The sequence below is a fragment of the Vibrio sp. 10N.261.45.E2 genome (assembly GCF_002875705.1).
In the GTDB taxonomy this organism is placed as follows: Bacteria; Pseudomonadota; Gammaproteobacteria; order Enterobacterales; family Vibrionaceae; genus Vibrio.
Genome location: NZ_MCZZ01000120.1, coordinates 45,919 through 60,822, shown reverse-complemented (window position 1 = coordinate 60,822; position 14,904 = coordinate 45,919). Strand labels below are relative to the sequence as shown.

The following is a 14,904-nucleotide window of genomic DNA, read 5'->3' as shown; positions in this document are numbered from 1 at the left end:
TGAGTGAATGATACCAAGTTTAACGTTTGCTTTTTTGATTTTGATACGGAATCGGGAGATTAAGCACGTTGAATGTGTGCTTTTGTTTCGTGAGTCATTTGTAATTAACGCACTTCCTCTTGTTGAGGGAGATCTTGCTGTCTTAGCTTCTCGTTTTTCAGCGTACGGTTTAGCAGTTGGCTGTAAATTGGCTGCCCACCCAACATTTGAGCAATGATTACCGCGCCTAAGCAGGTGATGATCAACGGCAGTATGAGGTAGTAGTTATTGGTCATTTCAATAACCAACAAAATACCAGTGATAGGTGCTCGCACGGTGGCGGCAAATAGTGCTCCCATGCCAGCAATTGCAAACATACCCGGTTCAATATTCAGTTCCGGAAAGAATGCCGCCGCGATAAGCCCGAACGCATAACCAAAGAGTGTTCCTAGCGCAAGCATTGGTGCAAAGATACCGCCTGGCGCACCAGAGCCGAAACAAAGCAGGGTAGTGATCACTCGGCCTAAGAAGATCATCAGCAACACGTTGGTGGTGTAGCTGCCATTAGTGATGTTCGGGATGATACCAATACCACCACCAGTTAATTCAGGTATATAGAGCAGTAATAAGCCAAAGCAACCGCCAAGTAGGGTGCCTGTCATCAAGTAACGTTTACGGTCATTCTTGTGTATCGCCACAAAGAGGTCTTGGGAAAGCGTAATCAGCTTATTGAAAATTACACCAAACAGGCCGAATAACACACCTAACAATAAGAACAACCAAAGTGCATCGAGTTCAGGTGGCTGGTATTGAGGCATTGTGATAACGGCAGATTGGCCATTGATAGAACGAAACACAATGTTGGCTGAAACCGCTGAGATGATGACGGCTTTGATTGATATAAGTGAGTAGCGAAATTGTGGTCTCATCTCCTCAACCACAAACATAATGCCAGCTAGAGGTGCGTTGAATGCGGCAGCTAAACCACCAGCAGCACCTGAAGCCAACAGTGAGTGACGAGTGTCATCATCTTTGACTCGAAAGATATCAGTGACCATACGACCAATACTGCCGCCCATTTGAACGGTTGGTCCTTCGCGACCTAAAACCATCCCTGAGCCTAACGCGCCCATGCCACCAAAGAATTTTACGGGTAATACTCTCCACCATCGAACAGGACGCATGCCGTCCATCGCACCTTCGATTTCAGGGATACCTGAACCAGCTGCTTCTGGAGCAAAGCGGTGAACGAGAAAATAACCAATAAAGGCGAATGCAGCACTAATAAGGAAAGCAGCAAGCCAAAGTGGTAAATGGCTACCGATTTCATCTTTCAGCCAATCGGTACGAGTTTCTGTGATGAAATGAACCGCAACTTCAAAATAGGTACCCACTACACCCGCAAGTACACCCACAATACAAGAAAGAAAGAGAACGGAAGCTGGGGTCTTATCTCTTGAGAGAAATTGATTAATAGCATCCCTTGGCATTTTAGCTAAAAGGGACTGCTTAATTTTCTCTCTTCTGGTCATTGAGGTAAGGTTCCTGAGTTAGTTACGTGGAGCACGTATCAATTATACGCGACCTCTACATATCCTATAGCAATAAAGATGAAAAGTTGAATTCCATTTATGAAATGTGCGTATTCCATAAATGGAACGAACGGTTAATAGTGGAATCACTGTCACAATTTTGATCGATTCTCTCGCGGTAGCTTGAATATCCCCAAAAATGAACCATAGTTAAATCGTAAAGCAACATAACAGACCGCAAGGAGAAGTGAGGTTTTACACACAATTTGGATGGATTCAGAACAAAGTTTTAGTTCCTCGTTAAATGTTCAGGTCGATATTTAAGGCTTCCTGATTCGCGAACTCACGATTGAGTAACGAGGGTGAGGCGTACTGACAAAGTACGCCTTTAGTTCGTTTGGAGCATCCAATTTCCGCATGGTACCTCTCTTGCTTATTTCTACTCTTATCTCTTCTGAACATATTTTTCGCCATACCTCTATTAACCAATCTCAGTATAAACAATCGATTGGGGTCAAATTTTCGGTGATTGAGTATATACTCCCTTAAAAAGGAGAACTGATATGACCAAAAAAGTTCCTACAAACATCATTACGGGTTTCTTGGGTGTTGGCAAAACGACAGCTATTTTGAACCTGCTTAAAAATAAACCTGAGAATGAAAACTGGGCTGTTCTGGTTAATGAGTTCGGGGAAATCGGCATTGACGGCGCATTGATGACAGATCAAGGCGCTTTGATTAAAGAAGTGCCGGGTGGCTGCATGTGTTGTACTGCGGGCGTTCCTATGTCGGTGGGCATTAATGCTTTACTGCGTCAAAAGCCAGACCGTTTATTGATTGAGCCGACAGGGCTTGGTCATCCTAAACAGGTTATTGCGACACTAACTTCAGAACAATACACACCTTATGTTGATTTAAAAGCGACGCTTGGTTTGGTTGACCCTCGCAATCTATCCAATGAAAAGTACACCTCGAATCAGAACTTCAATGACCAACTAGACAGTGCAGATGTGATTCTTGGTACCAAGGTTGATCTTGTGCATTCTGAAGACATCGATGTGTTTAATGATTGGGTGACGGATCAAACGCCAGCAAAAGTCTTCCATAAGCTCATTCACGATGGTGAAGTGCCATTGGAAGTGTTGGACATTGAAAGAGTACATGGCAGTGCTTCATCTCATATTGAAGCACACCATCACGATCACGCTGAACAAGAGCCTCAATTCCAACTGCCTCCCGGTGAAGCTTTTATCCGTAAAGAGAATAAAGGGCAGGGTTATTTCAGCTGTGGTTGGTTGTTTGGCGCAGAGCATAAGTTTGATTTTGATGCGCTGTTTTCAATGCTGTCGGATCTTACGGCTGAGCGTGTAAAAGCGGTGGTGAATACTGACCAAGGTTGTTACGCATTTAATGTGGCGAACCAAGTTGTATCTGTTAACGAAATTACACTGGATGGCTTTGAATCTCGACTTGAAGTGATTGATTCACAACTCATGCCTTGGGGAGATCTAGAGCAAATTCTACTCAGGTTGTGTGGCATCAAATAGCGCTATTTTTGCTGTTTGAACAAAGGATCTTGGTGTTTACTTCGTTGAAGGTGGAGTAAACACCAGATTAAATGAGAAAGTTTGCGTTATATCACGATAAATGTGAGATAAATCACTCTAATTACTTTATAGTGCTCGGCTGAAATAAGAATGTAGGCTGTCTGCTTAAGGAACCCGTAACAATGTCATTTTCCTCTCAAGGTTTTGCTCCTGAATTAGTCAAAGCGTTGACTGAGTGTGGTTATGAAAAACTCACTCCAATTCAACAAAAAGCGATTCCAATGGCTCGTAAAGGCCATGATATTTTTGCTACTGCTCAAACCGGTACGGGTAAAACAGCGGCATTTTCATTGCCTGTTATCCAACACCTTTTGAACAGCGGTAAAAAAGCGTCTAGAGGAACGGCTCGCGGCCTTATTCTTGCTCCAACTCGTGAGCTTGCTGCGCAGATCGCTCAAAACATCAAAGACTACGTTAAATACACTGAACTAAGCGTTTCTGCTGTTTACGGTGGTAACAAGATGTCTTCACAAGTTCGTCAACTAGAACTGGGTGTGGATATTTTGGTTGCGACTCCGGGTCGTCTAGAAGAGCACTTAGAAGCGGGTAACGTGTCTATTGCTAACCTAGAATTCCTAGTATTCGATGAAGCTGACCGTATCCTTGATATGGGCTTTATCAATGCGGTTCGTAAGATCATGTTGGATGTAGAAACATCTCCGCAAATCATGATGTTCTCTGCAACAACTTCAACTCAGTTAAACCAACTGTCGGTTGATATTCTGCGTAAACCAAAGCGCATCAGTGTTGAACGTGAAAACTCAACGGCTGCAACTGTCGGTCACGTGGTTTACCCAGTGGATCAAGAGCGCAAAACAGAACTGCTTTCTGAACTTATTGGTCGTAAAAACTGGCGCCAAGTGCTTGTGTTCGTGAACTATAAAGAAACAGCAAATGACGTAGTTAAAGAACTTAAGCTAGACGGTATTAAAGCAGTGCTATGCCACGGTGATAAAGCGCAAAGCGCTCGTCGTCGCGCCTTGGATGACTTCAAAGAAGGCAGAGCACGCGTGATGGTGGCAACCGATGTTGCGGCTCGTGGTCTTGATATCGAAGACTTACCACACGTAATCAACTACGACATGCCTTTCCTAGCGGAAGATTACGTTCACCGTATTGGTCGTACAGGTCGCGCTGGTAAGCAAGGTCACGCTGTGTCTTTCGTTAACCGCGAAGAAGAACTGACTGTTGTGCAAGTTGAAAAACTGATTCAACAGCGTATTCGCCGTGTTGAACAACCAGGTTATGAGCCGAAGAAACGTGATGCTTACATCGAGAAGCTGAACACTAAATCGGCTTACAAAAACCGTCAGGGTCGTAAGAACAACGCGAATGATGCGCCACAAGACCAAGCAAGCGCTGAACGCCGTTTGACTATGATGAAGCGAATTAAAAACCGTCGTAAGTAAAATTACGGTTGTTGATGGAAAAGAGCCACTGTAATGTGGCTCTTTTTTGTTGTGTTGCGAAATACTACGTCGCTTCTTTCAAAGGCACATCAACAAGTAACAACACTCAAATTATAATAAGTCGATAAGGTAATAATATGGATAGCGCGCTACTTTTGGCTTTCATTCCCACGTTTTTCTTTGTTTCGATCACCCCAGGCATGTGTATGACGTTAGCCTTAACACTGGGTATGAGTATTGGCTATAAGCGCACATTATGGATGATGGTCGGCGAGTTGGCAGGCGTCGCAGTGGTTTCGGTAGCTGCGGTATTAGGTATCGCATCTATCATGTTGAACTACCCATGGTTATTCACTGGTTTCAAGTTTGTGGGGGCGGGTTACTTGTTCTATTTGGGTGTTCAGATGTGGCGTTCAAGAGGCAAACTGGCGATCAGTACCGACAGCCAAACAACAAAAGTTAGCAATGATTGGGATTTAGTGGTTCAAGGGTTTGTCACTGCGATTGCTAACCCCAAAGGCTGGGCGTTTATGATCTCGTTGCTGCCTCCTTTCATTAACAGTAATAAAGACTTAGCACCGCAGTTGTTGATTCTCGTATCGATTATTCTGGTTTCGGAATTTGTTTGTATGACGCTGTACGCGACAGGTGGAAAGAGCTTAAAGCATATGCTGGGCAAGGCCGATAACGTTAAGTTGATGAACCGCATTGCAGGCACATTGATGATGGGCGTTGGTGTGTGGTTGTTCGTGAGCTAATTCTGAGCAGCGACAACGAGTCGTTAACGAAGTCACCGATTCTTTGTTGAATCGAAGAACTAACCGAATATAAAAAGAGCGATAGGGCATTTGGCCTTATCGCTCTTTTTGATTTTACTGAGCTAGGTAACAAAAACTAAATAACAGAAGTGTTTCTGATCTTGTTTAGCCTACGTATTAAACCGCTATTTCACCGCCGTCTTCACGACGAATCACAACGGTAGATGCTCGTGGACGAACGTTACCTTGAGTTTGAGCCGTTGCATCATCTGATGATGGCCAGTTCGCAGGGTGTTGAATGTTCACAAACAGTGATTTGAAGTCTGGGCTGATGGTAAAGCCAGTCACTTCACAACCGTTTGGACCTACGAAGAAACGCTTTAACTGTGCTTGATTGTTTGCATCAATCACCGCGCTGTTGCCTTGGTCATCCGTTAATTGAGATGGAACGACTGCCAGCATTTGGTCATTGGTGTAACCCGTTACTTCGTCTGCGCCGTTATCAGTCTGAATCCACAGGATGCCACGAGCATCAAACGCCAATCCGTCAGGGCTCGCGAATTGATTCATATCTGTTAGACCAGATCGGTTGATAGACTGATCTTCCACTGCTGGAGAACCAAATACGAAGATATCCCAGTCAAATTCGCTCGCCGTTTTGCCTTCATCCCAACGGATAACATGACCGAACTTGTTATTTACGCGAGGGTTCGCTGAGTTCGCTTCTTTACGCTTGTTGTTGTTGGTCAGTGTTAGGTAAGCTGTGCCTGTCATTGGGTCAACTGAGCACCATTCAGGGCGATCCATTGGCGTTGCACCAACAAGGTCGGCAGCACCTGCTGTATTGATGATAAGTGCTGCTTGAGAGTCAAATGAATCACCTAGCTTACCGCCGTTGGTTGTTCTGCTGCTCAGCGTAAGTGGTAGCCAAGTGCCCGAACCATCGTCATTGAACTTAGCCACATACAGCGTGCCTTTGTCCATGTACTTGTCGCCCGCACTTAGTCGGTTGCTTGGCTCTGCGTCACGCGGGTCCCATTTCGCTTCAGAAACAAATTTGTACAGGTATTCGAAACGAGAATCGTGACCAGAGTAGAATACAATTGGCTCGCCTTCGGTCAACTTACCAAACGTACAACCCTCATGACGGAAACAACCCAGTGCAGAACGTTTTTTCGCGCGAGAGTTCGCTGTGTATGGGTCGATTTCAACAATGTAGCCGTGTCCATGTGCTTCGTTACGGTAATCGTCCATCGGCGAATCAGCGCTTGGTGTTACGTCAAAGCGTGCAAACTCATCTAAGCGTTCTTGTTTGTTACCTGAAAGGGTGTCCCAGCCATAGCGTGTTTTATCCGTCGCAATGCCGATACGTTCTTGTGCTGGTGTTGTTTCGCCTTTATTGACGAAGTAACCCGGCCAGTTCTCTTCACAAGTTAGGTAAGTGCCCCAAGGTGTGTAGCCGTTGCCACAGTTATTCAATGTGCCGCGAGCTTGGCTGCCGTCTTGTGAGAACTTGGTTTTGGTAAATTCACTGTAAGCAACAGGGCCAGACAGATCCATAACGGTTGCGCCAGTGTAGCGGCGGTTAAGGGGATCGTTATCGACCATTACCCATTGGTTGCCTTCAAGTTTAACGCGCACGACACTCACGCCGTGTGCGTTGATCTCTTTGCGAACTTCATCAAGGCTAGGGCGGTTGCCTTCATTGTATGTAGGACCATTAGTGTGCAGTGCTTTTTGGTCGATGTATTCGTGGTTGATCACCAACAAACCATCATTACTGTTGCCATCAAGCGGGAAGAAGTGCATGCCGTCGTGGTGCATGCCCAGTGCGTTTGCTTGATCTTGTGCGTTGTTGGTGCCGTCTTTTGACCAAGCATTACCTTGCTTGTTAAGTGGCGTGCCCCAAGGAACCAGAACTTGTGCGGTGTAGCCTTTCGGTACGACAACACTGTCTGTTAATGAGCCTTTAACCGATTCAAATGCTAGAGTCGCCGTGCTTTTTTGTGCGCCCGTTGCCTGCATTGTAGAGGCGTTAGCTGTGCTGTGCCCCGCTAAACCAAACGCACCAAAGGCGGTCATAGCACTGATACCTAACCCACCTTTCAATACGTTTCTTCTTGAAAGGTTTGCATCTAACACTTCTTCGAAGGGCTTGTTTTTACTCTTGTTAAAACGAGTGCTATCAAATGTTTCCTTGCTCATCGCGACTGCTTCCTATTGGCTGATTTTCTTATTCGTTATTCATGACTTACCCATCTACTAATGAATTAGTTAATAGTTTGGATAAATGTGTGACCAATCGTGAAGCAGTTAAGTGACAGATTTTTATAGATTTGATTAAGGTTTTGTTTCTGTAGCACGATTTTTGCCATTAACACTCTCGTACAATACAAAACTCTTGGGGATTAGGGTGGAACTGTGTATAAATGCTTTATCAAACGAAAAGAGAGACAGTTATGAAATTAGATAAAATCGAAAACAAAAATCGCCGCCTTCGCAAGAAACTATACCTAGGTGAATTCGCAATTCTGGGTTTTGAAGTAAGCTGCAAGACTTCGACTGCTGATTTTGACCAATACGATGTGTTCATTGACGAGTTCATTGATTTTATCGACAGTATCGGTCTGTGCTTTGGTGGCGGCGGCCTTGAGCTGTTTGAAGGTTTCTTATGCTCAATTGAGCGCTACCGTTCAGTAACAGAAGCTGAGCAACTGCAAGTTGCACAATGGCTTGAGGCTCGTGCTGAAGTAAGCAAAGTGGAAGTTAGCGAACTGATTGACGCAAACTACGCGTTCTAATTTGATGTTGTGTTGTTAGTTTAATCTAAAGGTCAAATACGGCTTAAGAACGAGTAACAACAGGCGAAAACAAAGGCCGAATCGGTAAATCGATTCGGCCTTTTTGCGTTTAATTCGCTCCATTTATGTCCTTTACTTTGTTCTTATCTCACTTCCTATGCAAATATGAAATTGATAGGTTTGTCATAAATATCATTACCTTATCGCTACTTATTTTTGCAGTGATAAGTTTGGATAAACTTGTGAGATTTTTATGAGAATTCAATGAAGTTGCTGATAGATTTGATCGCCATTCTTAGAGTCAACAACACCGCAATTCGTTCTAGCAAAGGTAACGGTATATCGCTGTTATTGATTTGTTGGCAACGATAGGACTCAATAAAGGATGGAATCAAAATGAATAAACGCACTCAAACTAGCTTAGTGATCAGCTCGGCTATATTGGCCTTCGGAGCGGCTCAAGTTCAGGCTGCAGAGCTTGAAGTGACTGTCACTAATGCAACCAAAGGGATCTATTTTACACCTATCTTAGCGGCGGCTCATGACTCAAGCTTATACATGTTTAGAACGGGTGAAACGGCTTCTGCTGAATTGAAATCCATGGCTGAAGCTGGCGATATTTCAGGTTTATCTGGTGTCATTGCTAACGCGGGAGGCGTGGTGGTTGAGAACCCAGCTGCCGGAATCTTGAATCCGGGTGTCGCAACTACGTTTGATATCAGCACTGGTGATTTAGAGTACTTATCATTGGGTGCCATGTTGCTGCCAACTAACGACGGTTTTGTTGGTCTAGATAGCTGGAAAATCCCAACGCAAGCGGGCACGTATAAAGCCACTCTAAATGGTTATGACGCAGGTACGGAAGCCAATGATGAGCTGGCGGGCAGTATGCCAAACCCTCCATTTATTACCTTTGGTGCTGGTGGTACTGGCGTAGAAACTGCGATATCAAACGCTAAGGTTCATATTCATCCGGGTAACATTGGTGATAGTGACGCGGCGGGCGGCATTAGTGACCTCGATAGCAGTAGCCGTCGTTGGTTAAACCCTGCAGCAACTATCACGATTGTTGTGAAGTAAGGGGGATCTATGAAAGCTAGAATTCTATTTATCGCTGCATCTGTGGCTGTTTTGGCTGGTTGTCCTGATGATGACGATGATTACTACCGTTACAATGTGAGTGTTACCAACCTCACGCCCAACCAACCCATGTCGCCTCTGGCTGTACTGACTCATAACTCGAGTTTTGACCTGTTTGAAGTTGGACAAAGTGCCTCTGTCGATCTTGAATACTTAGCAGAAGGAGGAAGTAATGCTCAATTGCTTGCGCTCAGTGACAGTGACGCCAATGTTTATCAAGGCATCTCAGGCAATGGGCTGATTCTGTCAGGTGAGCAAGATACTGTATCTATTCGTGTCGACCCAAATCAAGAAGGCTATATCTCTGTTGCTTCGATGTTGGTGAATACTAATGATGCGTTTGTCGGCGAATCCGGTTTGTTACTTAAGTCATTAGCGGTGGGTGACACCTTCGTTATGAATATGAATGTCTGGGATTCAGGAACTGAGCTGAACGATGAGCTTGCCGCAACCATTCCAGGCCCAGCAGGCGGAGGTGAAGGTTTTAATACCACACGAAACGACACCGATGTAGTGAGTTTTCACTCTGGCGTAATCAGCCAAGACGACGGCCTCACGATCTCCGCATTAAGTGGCAATCATCGCTTCCTTAACCCCGGTGCGCGAATCACCATTACTCGCACAGAGTAACTTGGTGAACACGCGATGAAAGAATTCCTGCTCTGTTCCGGTCAATTGAAAGGTGGGCAGACTCAGAATAGAGCAGGGATCATGAATAGTGCTGCGGTAAATATGATGGCAAACATATTGTTGGTTGAAGACGATGATGACTTGGCAGAACTGGTGCAGATGCACCTCAAGTTTCAAGGACATGACGTAGTAAGAACCAATGTTATTGAGAAGGCTCAAACGCTCTATAAAGGTGCTCATTTCGATTTGATCGTACTGGATCGTGGCTTACCTGACGGTGACGGACTCGATTTTTGTCGTTTGTTACGTCAACAAGAAGACTGGACGCCTGTACTGATGCTAACAGCAAGAGACGCAGAGCTAGACAAGGTGTCAGGCTTAGAAGCCGGTGTCGATGACTACATCACGAAACCTTTCAGCGTTCTTGAATTTCAAGCAAGAGTGAGGAACGTTCTTCGCCGTTTGAGCCATGTTGAATCTGCCACTCAAGAGGTTGTGACAACAGAGTCTATTATGAATTTTGGCGGGCTTACCATCCAACCTGAACGCCATCAGGTGTCACTCAATAACCAAGATGTGCCGCTGACTGCAACCGAGTTTACCTTACTTCATTTCTTAGCAACCCGCCCAGGGCGTGTGTATAGCAAAGACGAGCTGCTCGATCATGTTTGGAACACTCATCACTCTGGCTACCACCATACTGTGTGTAGCACAGTCAATCGTCTAAGAACCAAGCTTGCGATGCCAAATAGTGATGATGATTTCATTAAAACGGTTTGGGGTGTTGGTTATAAGTTTGAGTCAAAAGCTTAGGTTTATGTGCCGCGTCCTAAGCTAGCGGTTCTTTGAGGAGAGAGCATGAGTTTTAAATCACGTTTAGTGCTGTTCACAAGTTTGTGGTTTCTGCTCGTGAGTGTGGTGATTGCTTACACCTATCATTGGCAAAAAGAGACCATCGAACAGAGAACTAAACAGAGCTTGCACAAAGAGCTCGCGGTTCATATGCGCGATGATAACCCTCTGATGATTGGTACCGACTATAACCCTAAAGCGCTCAAATCCATATTCCACACTTTGATGTTGATAGGCCCAGACTTCGATATCTATTTCCTCGACAGTCAGGGCAAGATTACGACTCATGCTGCGCCAGAAGGCACTGTGTTAGCGAACCAGATAGACCTAGCGCCTATTCAACAGTTTTTAAACGATGAGCCATATCCAATTCTGGGGGAGGATCCGATCAATCCGGGTTCTCGCAAGGTGTTTTCTGTGGCAGCGATTGAAGAATTAGGTTCTACTGTTGGTTACCTGTATGTTTTGATTGGTAGTAATCGCCACACCGTAATTGCCAATTCACAGGTCGACACGCCATACATTGCGCTAGCGGGGCTCATGCTGATCTCTATCTTCGGCTTTGCGGTTGGGGCTTATCTGCTGGTCAAACGTAGCCTGTTAAACCCAATAGAAGCAGTAACCAACAAGTTGCAACAACAAGCCGAGCATGATTTTCGTTTAGATCCAAACTTCATCCATCAAGTCCCAGAGTTGGTGCCGATTGCACGTTCTTATCAATTGATGGCGAAGCATATTCAACAGCAATTTTTGCAACTTGAATATCAGTCGTCACATCGCAGACAAAGCTTATTGCAGCTCAGTCATGATTTGAAAACACCATTGTCGAGCGTGTTGGGTTATCTAGAAACGTGGAAGATTCAAAACCCACAATCAGACCCGCTAATTGACGTGGCTTACCGTAATGGCAACAAGTTGTCTGAACAACTACATTCGCTGCTAGATAGCGCCAAGAATGATAACCCCGTACCTACCTATCAATACGCATCAATCGATCTTAATGGGTTGCTAAGCGAGTGCTTAGAAACGATTCAAAGCCAGTATCGCAACAAGAATGTGGAGTTGAACGTGAATATGCCTAATGGTATCAAGGCTGTGGGTGACAGTAGTTTGCTTGAAAGGCTGATTTTAAATTTGCTAGATAATGCGTTGAGGCATAGCCCAAGTGGCACTGTGGTGTCGTTAGATGTTGGTTTTGAAGAGAATTCGAAGCGGGTGAAGGTGGTGATTCACAACGAGGTTGAACAGGAAGCGCCGAATGGTTCATTGGGTATAGGAACCAAGATCGCTCAGTCGATACTGATGTTGCATCACAGTGTGCTAGAAACAACAAAGGCAGAGAACTCATTTCAGCAAAGCTTTTACTTGCCTTCGGTATAGCTCTATCTGCCTTCGGTTTAGCTTGATGTGTTCTTACGTAGAAGTAACGTTAAGCGTCTTTACTGTCTTCGTTGCCTTCGTTCACTTTCGCGTAGAAGTGAAGCAGCTCCGTTAATTCTTTAACCCAGCCAAACGCATCTTTAGGTGCATTCTTTAAGATCTTTTCTACTTTCTCACAGTGCACTTCGATTGCGATTGCTTCTTCAAGGTTGAAAGAAATTGAGTAGAAGTGCCAAAGCAGTAGGCGAGTCATACGTTCGATGTTCTGTTGCGAGCTTTCGGACTCCGAAAAGGCTAGGTTTACTTCACCAAGTGCGATAGCGGTCATTCGAAGCATTGCGTCAAATTTCGCCGATTGCATGCGTTCTTCGCTGATGACTTCTTCTTGCTCGAACGTAAACAATTCCGTCATTGCATCTTCAGGAACAAGGCGATGAATCATTCTTAAACTAAATTCTTCTAGTTCATGGCGAGGCATGGTGATTAAGCAATTTAAGGTGTAGTCGCGTTGCATGGTGTTCTCTTGGATCTGCAAAAAGGTCGGACAGTTTAATGGAGAAGCGAGTTTAGAAAAAGCAGATTTTAGATAAGCCTACCTTTGTAGGCTGATCTGGGGTTCACAGACCTAGAAACGAGCGTTCGAACTGATCGAAATAGTGCAAGTTCACGCCTTTACGCTTTGCTATGGCTTGGCGGTTGGTAATGCATCGACTGGTCATTTTTCATGAAAATGTTGCTTGCGACCAAACTGCCGATGCAAATCGAACCAAGGGCGAGCCATGTCATCATATCTGGAATCTCATTAAAAAGCGGGATTGCCAATAAGGTTGCCACAGCGGGTGTTGCACTACCAAAGGCGGCAGAGCGTTCAGCCCCTAATGTATTAACAGCATATAAATAAGTGAACGCAGCGATTAAACCCGCTCCAACGCCTTGCACTGCAGAGTGAACGGCAAGCTCTGCGAAAGGCCATTGAGCGATAGGTGTATCCATTAAATGGCTAGGGAGTACACCTGTCAGGATAAGAAGCACCAATAGAAAAGTAGAGCAAAGAGAAATAAAACCCGCACTGACCAACGCATTCAGGTTAGCAACACGGGCTGAGATTGTGAAGGTTGCCCACATTAAGCTCCCGCACAAAAACAACAAGTGGCCTTTGGTGTATTCAAAATTGAAGCTGCTTAAGCTATTTCCTAGAAATAACACTATCCCGAGCAAAACCAGACCTAAGCCTACGACACGGTGTCGACTGAGCGGTTGCTTAAAAAAGAGTACTGCGATTCCTGTGACGAACAGCGGAAGCGTGCCCGGAACAAGAGCACTGCCATGTGATACAGGAACGAACTGCATGGCCGTTCCTGCAACAAGCAGATAAGGCAATCCGCTACCTAAAAACATACCCGTTAGATATCGTTTAGGGACGATGGCAATGGCACTCCGCGCTTTCAACACCAAAGGAAATAGCGCCAAAGCAGGAATGAGAAATCGTGTGAGAGCGATATCTGCAGGTGTTAGATCTGAATTTGCGCCGCCTTTGAGAGAAAGAAAAAAGCTCGCCCAAATGAGTAGCGTGACAATTATAGATAAGTAGCCAAGATTCATAACATAAAAGGAAAGTGGGTGATGACTCATTATGAAATAGTTGGTGTGCCACAGGTTGGCAACTTTTGTTCTAACTGGAGCTGTCATTGATGATTTTTGCTAATATTTGATAAATAATTAACGGATTTGACTAATGTTTGGTAAATACTATGGATAGAATTGATAGACATCTTCTCGAACTGCTACAAAAAGACGGCAGATTAACCACGGCAGAGCTTGCTGATGAAGTGGGTCTATCACCTTCACCTTGTGCAAGGCGGATCAAAAGGTTAGAAGAAAAAGGGATTATTGATGGTTATCGTGTGAGCTTGTCACGAGAACAAGTCGGCATCGCAATGAGTGTGTTTGTTGAGGTGAGCCTAAACAACCACCAAGAAGTGTCGATAGATAAGTTTGAAGCGGCTGTTGTAGAGATGGAAGAGGTCATCAGTTGCCACGTTGTATCTGGGGCTTATGACTATTTGCTAGAAGTGGTTAGCCCGAACTTGATGGCCTACGAGGCATTTACAAGAAAACTTCAAAGGCTCTCTAACGTGAAAGATATTCATACCCACCTTGCGATAAGACAAGTAAAAGGCAATGCGCCATTACCGGTTTATATGGGTTAGAAAGAAGGTACGGGGAGACTCTATAGGGTGAAATGAGCTGAAAACGAAATGATTTGGCTGTAGAAAGAGAGTGCAGTGGCAAGTACCTATCTTCTAGCAAACAGTAGACCTGAAGAAATAAAAAACGGAGCACCTAGTGAAAGGTACTCCGTATATGATAGGTGCAAAACTTAGTGATACTTAAAGTTAGAGATTGAACAATCCCCGGTTTGTGCGTTAATTCTGAATGAAAAAGCATGTGAATGATAATCCACACCGTCATTCCAAATTGTCTCTCCAAATATCTTACATAGCTCTAGCTCACTTACTGAACCGAACTCTTCCATGTGTTTAGCTACGGATAAAAGTTTACCTCTTATCTCTGCAGTCCATTCCGTGTTACTCAAGCAGTTGAAAGCCATAGTTTTTTGCATATTACCTAGCCAAAATGTTTCTTGTTATTAAGTTATATGAAGATTCATGATAACAATTTTCTGGCGTTTGTAAATCTATTTTGTGATGAATATCTCACATACTCACTTGCATCGGTTGGAAATTGAACTTCTTTGTTGATAGTTAGCACATTAGTTTTACAAGTTATTGATAAAGCTTTGATTAACGCATTAT

Annotated in this window: 14 protein-coding genes; 9 read left to right on the top strand and 5 right to left on the bottom strand. The window is 44.5% G+C overall.

Annotated features, from left to right (window positions below; genetic code table 11):
• Positions 1-104 precede the first annotated feature (104 nt).
• The gene (gene clcA / locus BCT34_RS10745) at positions 105-1,511 is read right to left on the bottom strand and encodes a H(+)/Cl(-) exchange transporter ClcA (protein ID WP_076651148.1); all 1,407 of its coding nucleotides are present in this window, start codon (positions 1,509-1,511) and stop codon (positions 105-107) included.
• Positions 1,512-2,074: 563 nt separating this feature from the next.
• Here clcA and BCT34_RS10740 point away from each other — a divergent pair.
• The 3 genes from BCT34_RS10740 (at position 2,075) to BCT34_RS10730 (ending at position 5,285) form a co-directional block, all read left to right on the top strand.
• On the top strand, positions 2,075-3,058 hold the full coding sequence (locus tag BCT34_RS10740) for a GTP-binding protein (RefSeq protein ID WP_076651149.1): 984 nt from the start codon (positions 2,075-2,077) through the stop codon (positions 3,056-3,058).
• A gap of 182 nt (positions 3,059-3,240) precedes the next feature.
• Positions 3,241-4,527 carry a DEAD/DEAH box helicase gene (locus BCT34_RS10735; RefSeq protein ID WP_076651150.1) on the top strand — a complete coding sequence of 429 codons (1,287 nt, stop codon included), beginning with the start codon at positions 3,241-3,243 and terminating at the stop codon, positions 4,525-4,527.
• A gap of 137 nt (positions 4,528-4,664) precedes the next feature.
• The gene (locus tag BCT34_RS10730) at positions 4,665-5,285 is read left to right on the top strand and encodes a LysE family translocator (protein WP_076651151.1); all 621 of its coding nucleotides are present in this window, start codon (positions 4,665-4,667) and stop codon (positions 5,283-5,285) included.
• A gap of 177 nt (positions 5,286-5,462) precedes the next feature.
• Here the strand turns inward: BCT34_RS10730 and BCT34_RS10725 are convergent, their stop codons facing one another.
• Complete coding sequence (locus tag BCT34_RS10725; protein WP_076651152.1) at positions 5,463-7,490, bottom strand: PhoX family phosphatase; 2,028 nt, start codon at positions 7,488-7,490, stop codon at positions 5,463-5,465.
• Positions 7,491-7,744: 254 nt separating this feature from the next.
• On the opposite strand from BCT34_RS10725, the gene BCT34_RS10720 reads away from it, so the two are divergent.
• The 5 genes from BCT34_RS10720 to BCT34_RS10700 all read left to right on the top strand — a co-directional run bounded on the left by BCT34_RS10720 (position 7,745) and on the right by BCT34_RS10700 (position 12,088).
• Positions 7,745-8,086, top strand: coding sequence for a YggL family protein (locus tag BCT34_RS10720; RefSeq protein ID WP_076651153.1), 342 nt, complete (start codon positions 7,745-7,747; stop codon positions 8,084-8,086).
• Between the two features lie 396 nt (positions 8,087-8,482).
• Positions 8,483-9,166 (top strand): spondin domain-containing protein, encoded by a 684-nt coding sequence (locus tag BCT34_RS10715; protein ID WP_076651154.1) that lies wholly within the window; start codon positions 8,483-8,485, stop codon positions 9,164-9,166.
• A 9-nt stretch (positions 9,167-9,175) separates the two neighbouring features.
• Positions 9,176-9,856 (top strand): spondin domain-containing protein, encoded by a 681-nt coding sequence (locus BCT34_RS10710; protein ID WP_076651155.1) that lies wholly within the window; start codon positions 9,176-9,178, stop codon positions 9,854-9,856.
• Between the two features lie 81 nt (positions 9,857-9,937).
• Positions 9,938-10,669, top strand: coding sequence for a response regulator transcription factor (locus tag BCT34_RS10705; protein WP_076651164.1), 732 nt, complete (start codon positions 9,938-9,940; stop codon positions 10,667-10,669).
• A gap of 45 nt (positions 10,670-10,714) precedes the next feature.
• Positions 10,715-12,088 carry a HAMP domain-containing sensor histidine kinase gene (locus BCT34_RS10700; protein WP_076651156.1) on the top strand — a complete coding sequence of 458 codons (1,374 nt, stop codon included), beginning with the start codon at positions 10,715-10,717 and terminating at the stop codon, positions 12,086-12,088.
• A gap of 49 nt (positions 12,089-12,137) precedes the next feature.
• Here the strand turns inward: BCT34_RS10700 and BCT34_RS10695 are convergent, their stop codons facing one another.
• Both BCT34_RS10695 and BCT34_RS10690 read right to left on the bottom strand, forming a co-directional pair.
• Entirely contained in the window at positions 12,138-12,602 is a 465-nt protein-coding gene (locus tag BCT34_RS10695) for an exoribonuclease R (protein ID WP_076651157.1), read from the bottom strand.
• Between the two features lie 158 nt (positions 12,603-12,760).
• Positions 12,761-13,690, bottom strand: coding sequence for a DMT family transporter (locus tag BCT34_RS10690; protein WP_076651158.1), 930 nt, complete (start codon positions 13,688-13,690; stop codon positions 12,761-12,763).
• Positions 13,691-13,839: 149 nt separating this feature from the next.
• On the opposite strand from BCT34_RS10690, the gene BCT34_RS10685 reads away from it, so the two are divergent.
• Positions 13,840-14,298, top strand: a complete 459-nt coding sequence (locus tag BCT34_RS10685) for an Lrp/AsnC family transcriptional regulator (protein ID WP_076651159.1) — start codon at positions 13,840-13,842, stop codon at positions 14,296-14,298.
• A 170-nt stretch (positions 14,299-14,468) separates the two neighbouring features.
• Here BCT34_RS10685 and BCT34_RS10680 read toward each other — a convergent pair whose 3' ends face one another.
• Entirely contained in the window at positions 14,469-14,711 is a 243-nt protein-coding gene (locus BCT34_RS10680; protein WP_017062621.1) for a hypothetical protein, read from the bottom strand.
• Between the last annotated feature and the right edge of the window lie 193 nt (positions 14,712-14,904).

What these genes read in the sequence shown, in the direction of transcription:
- BCT34_RS10690 (WP_076651158.1), bottom strand. Translation starts at nt 13,690, where the DNA reads ATGAATCTTGGCTACTTATCTATAATTGTCACGCTACTCATTTGGGCG.
- clcA (WP_076651148.1), bottom strand. Translation starts at nt 1,511, where the DNA reads ATGACCAGAAGAGAGAAAATTAAGCAGTCCCTTTTAGCTAAAATGCCA.
- BCT34_RS10705 (WP_076651164.1), top strand. Translation starts at nt 9,938, where the DNA reads ATGAATAGTGCTGCGGTAAATATGATGGCAAACATATTGTTGGTTGAA.
- BCT34_RS10680 (WP_017062621.1), bottom strand. Translation starts at nt 14,711, where the DNA reads ATGCAAAAAACTATGGCTTTCAACTGCTTGAGTAACACGGAATGGACT.
- BCT34_RS10730 (WP_076651151.1), top strand. Translation starts at nt 4,665, where the DNA reads ATGGATAGCGCGCTACTTTTGGCTTTCATTCCCACGTTTTTCTTTGTT.
- BCT34_RS10700 (WP_076651156.1), top strand. Translation starts at nt 10,715, where the DNA reads ATGAGTTTTAAATCACGTTTAGTGCTGTTCACAAGTTTGTGGTTTCTG.
- BCT34_RS10725 (WP_076651152.1), bottom strand. Translation starts at nt 7,490, where the DNA reads ATGAGCAAGGAAACATTTGATAGCACTCGTTTTAACAAGAGTAAAAAC.
- BCT34_RS10740 (WP_076651149.1), top strand. Translation starts at nt 2,075, where the DNA reads ATGACCAAAAAAGTTCCTACAAACATCATTACGGGTTTCTTGGGTGTT.
- BCT34_RS10715 (WP_076651154.1), top strand. Translation starts at nt 8,483, where the DNA reads ATGAATAAACGCACTCAAACTAGCTTAGTGATCAGCTCGGCTATATTG.
- BCT34_RS10695 (WP_076651157.1), bottom strand. Translation starts at nt 12,602, where the DNA reads ATGCAACGCGACTACACCTTAAATTGCTTAATCACCATGCCTCGCCAT.
- BCT34_RS10685 (WP_076651159.1), top strand. Translation starts at nt 13,840, where the DNA reads ATGGATAGAATTGATAGACATCTTCTCGAACTGCTACAAAAAGACGGC.
- BCT34_RS10720 (WP_076651153.1), top strand. Translation starts at nt 7,745, where the DNA reads ATGAAATTAGATAAAATCGAAAACAAAAATCGCCGCCTTCGCAAGAAA.
- BCT34_RS10710 (WP_076651155.1), top strand. Translation starts at nt 9,176, where the DNA reads ATGAAAGCTAGAATTCTATTTATCGCTGCATCTGTGGCTGTTTTGGCT.
- BCT34_RS10735 (WP_076651150.1), top strand. Translation starts at nt 3,241, where the DNA reads ATGTCATTTTCCTCTCAAGGTTTTGCTCCTGAATTAGTCAAAGCGTTG.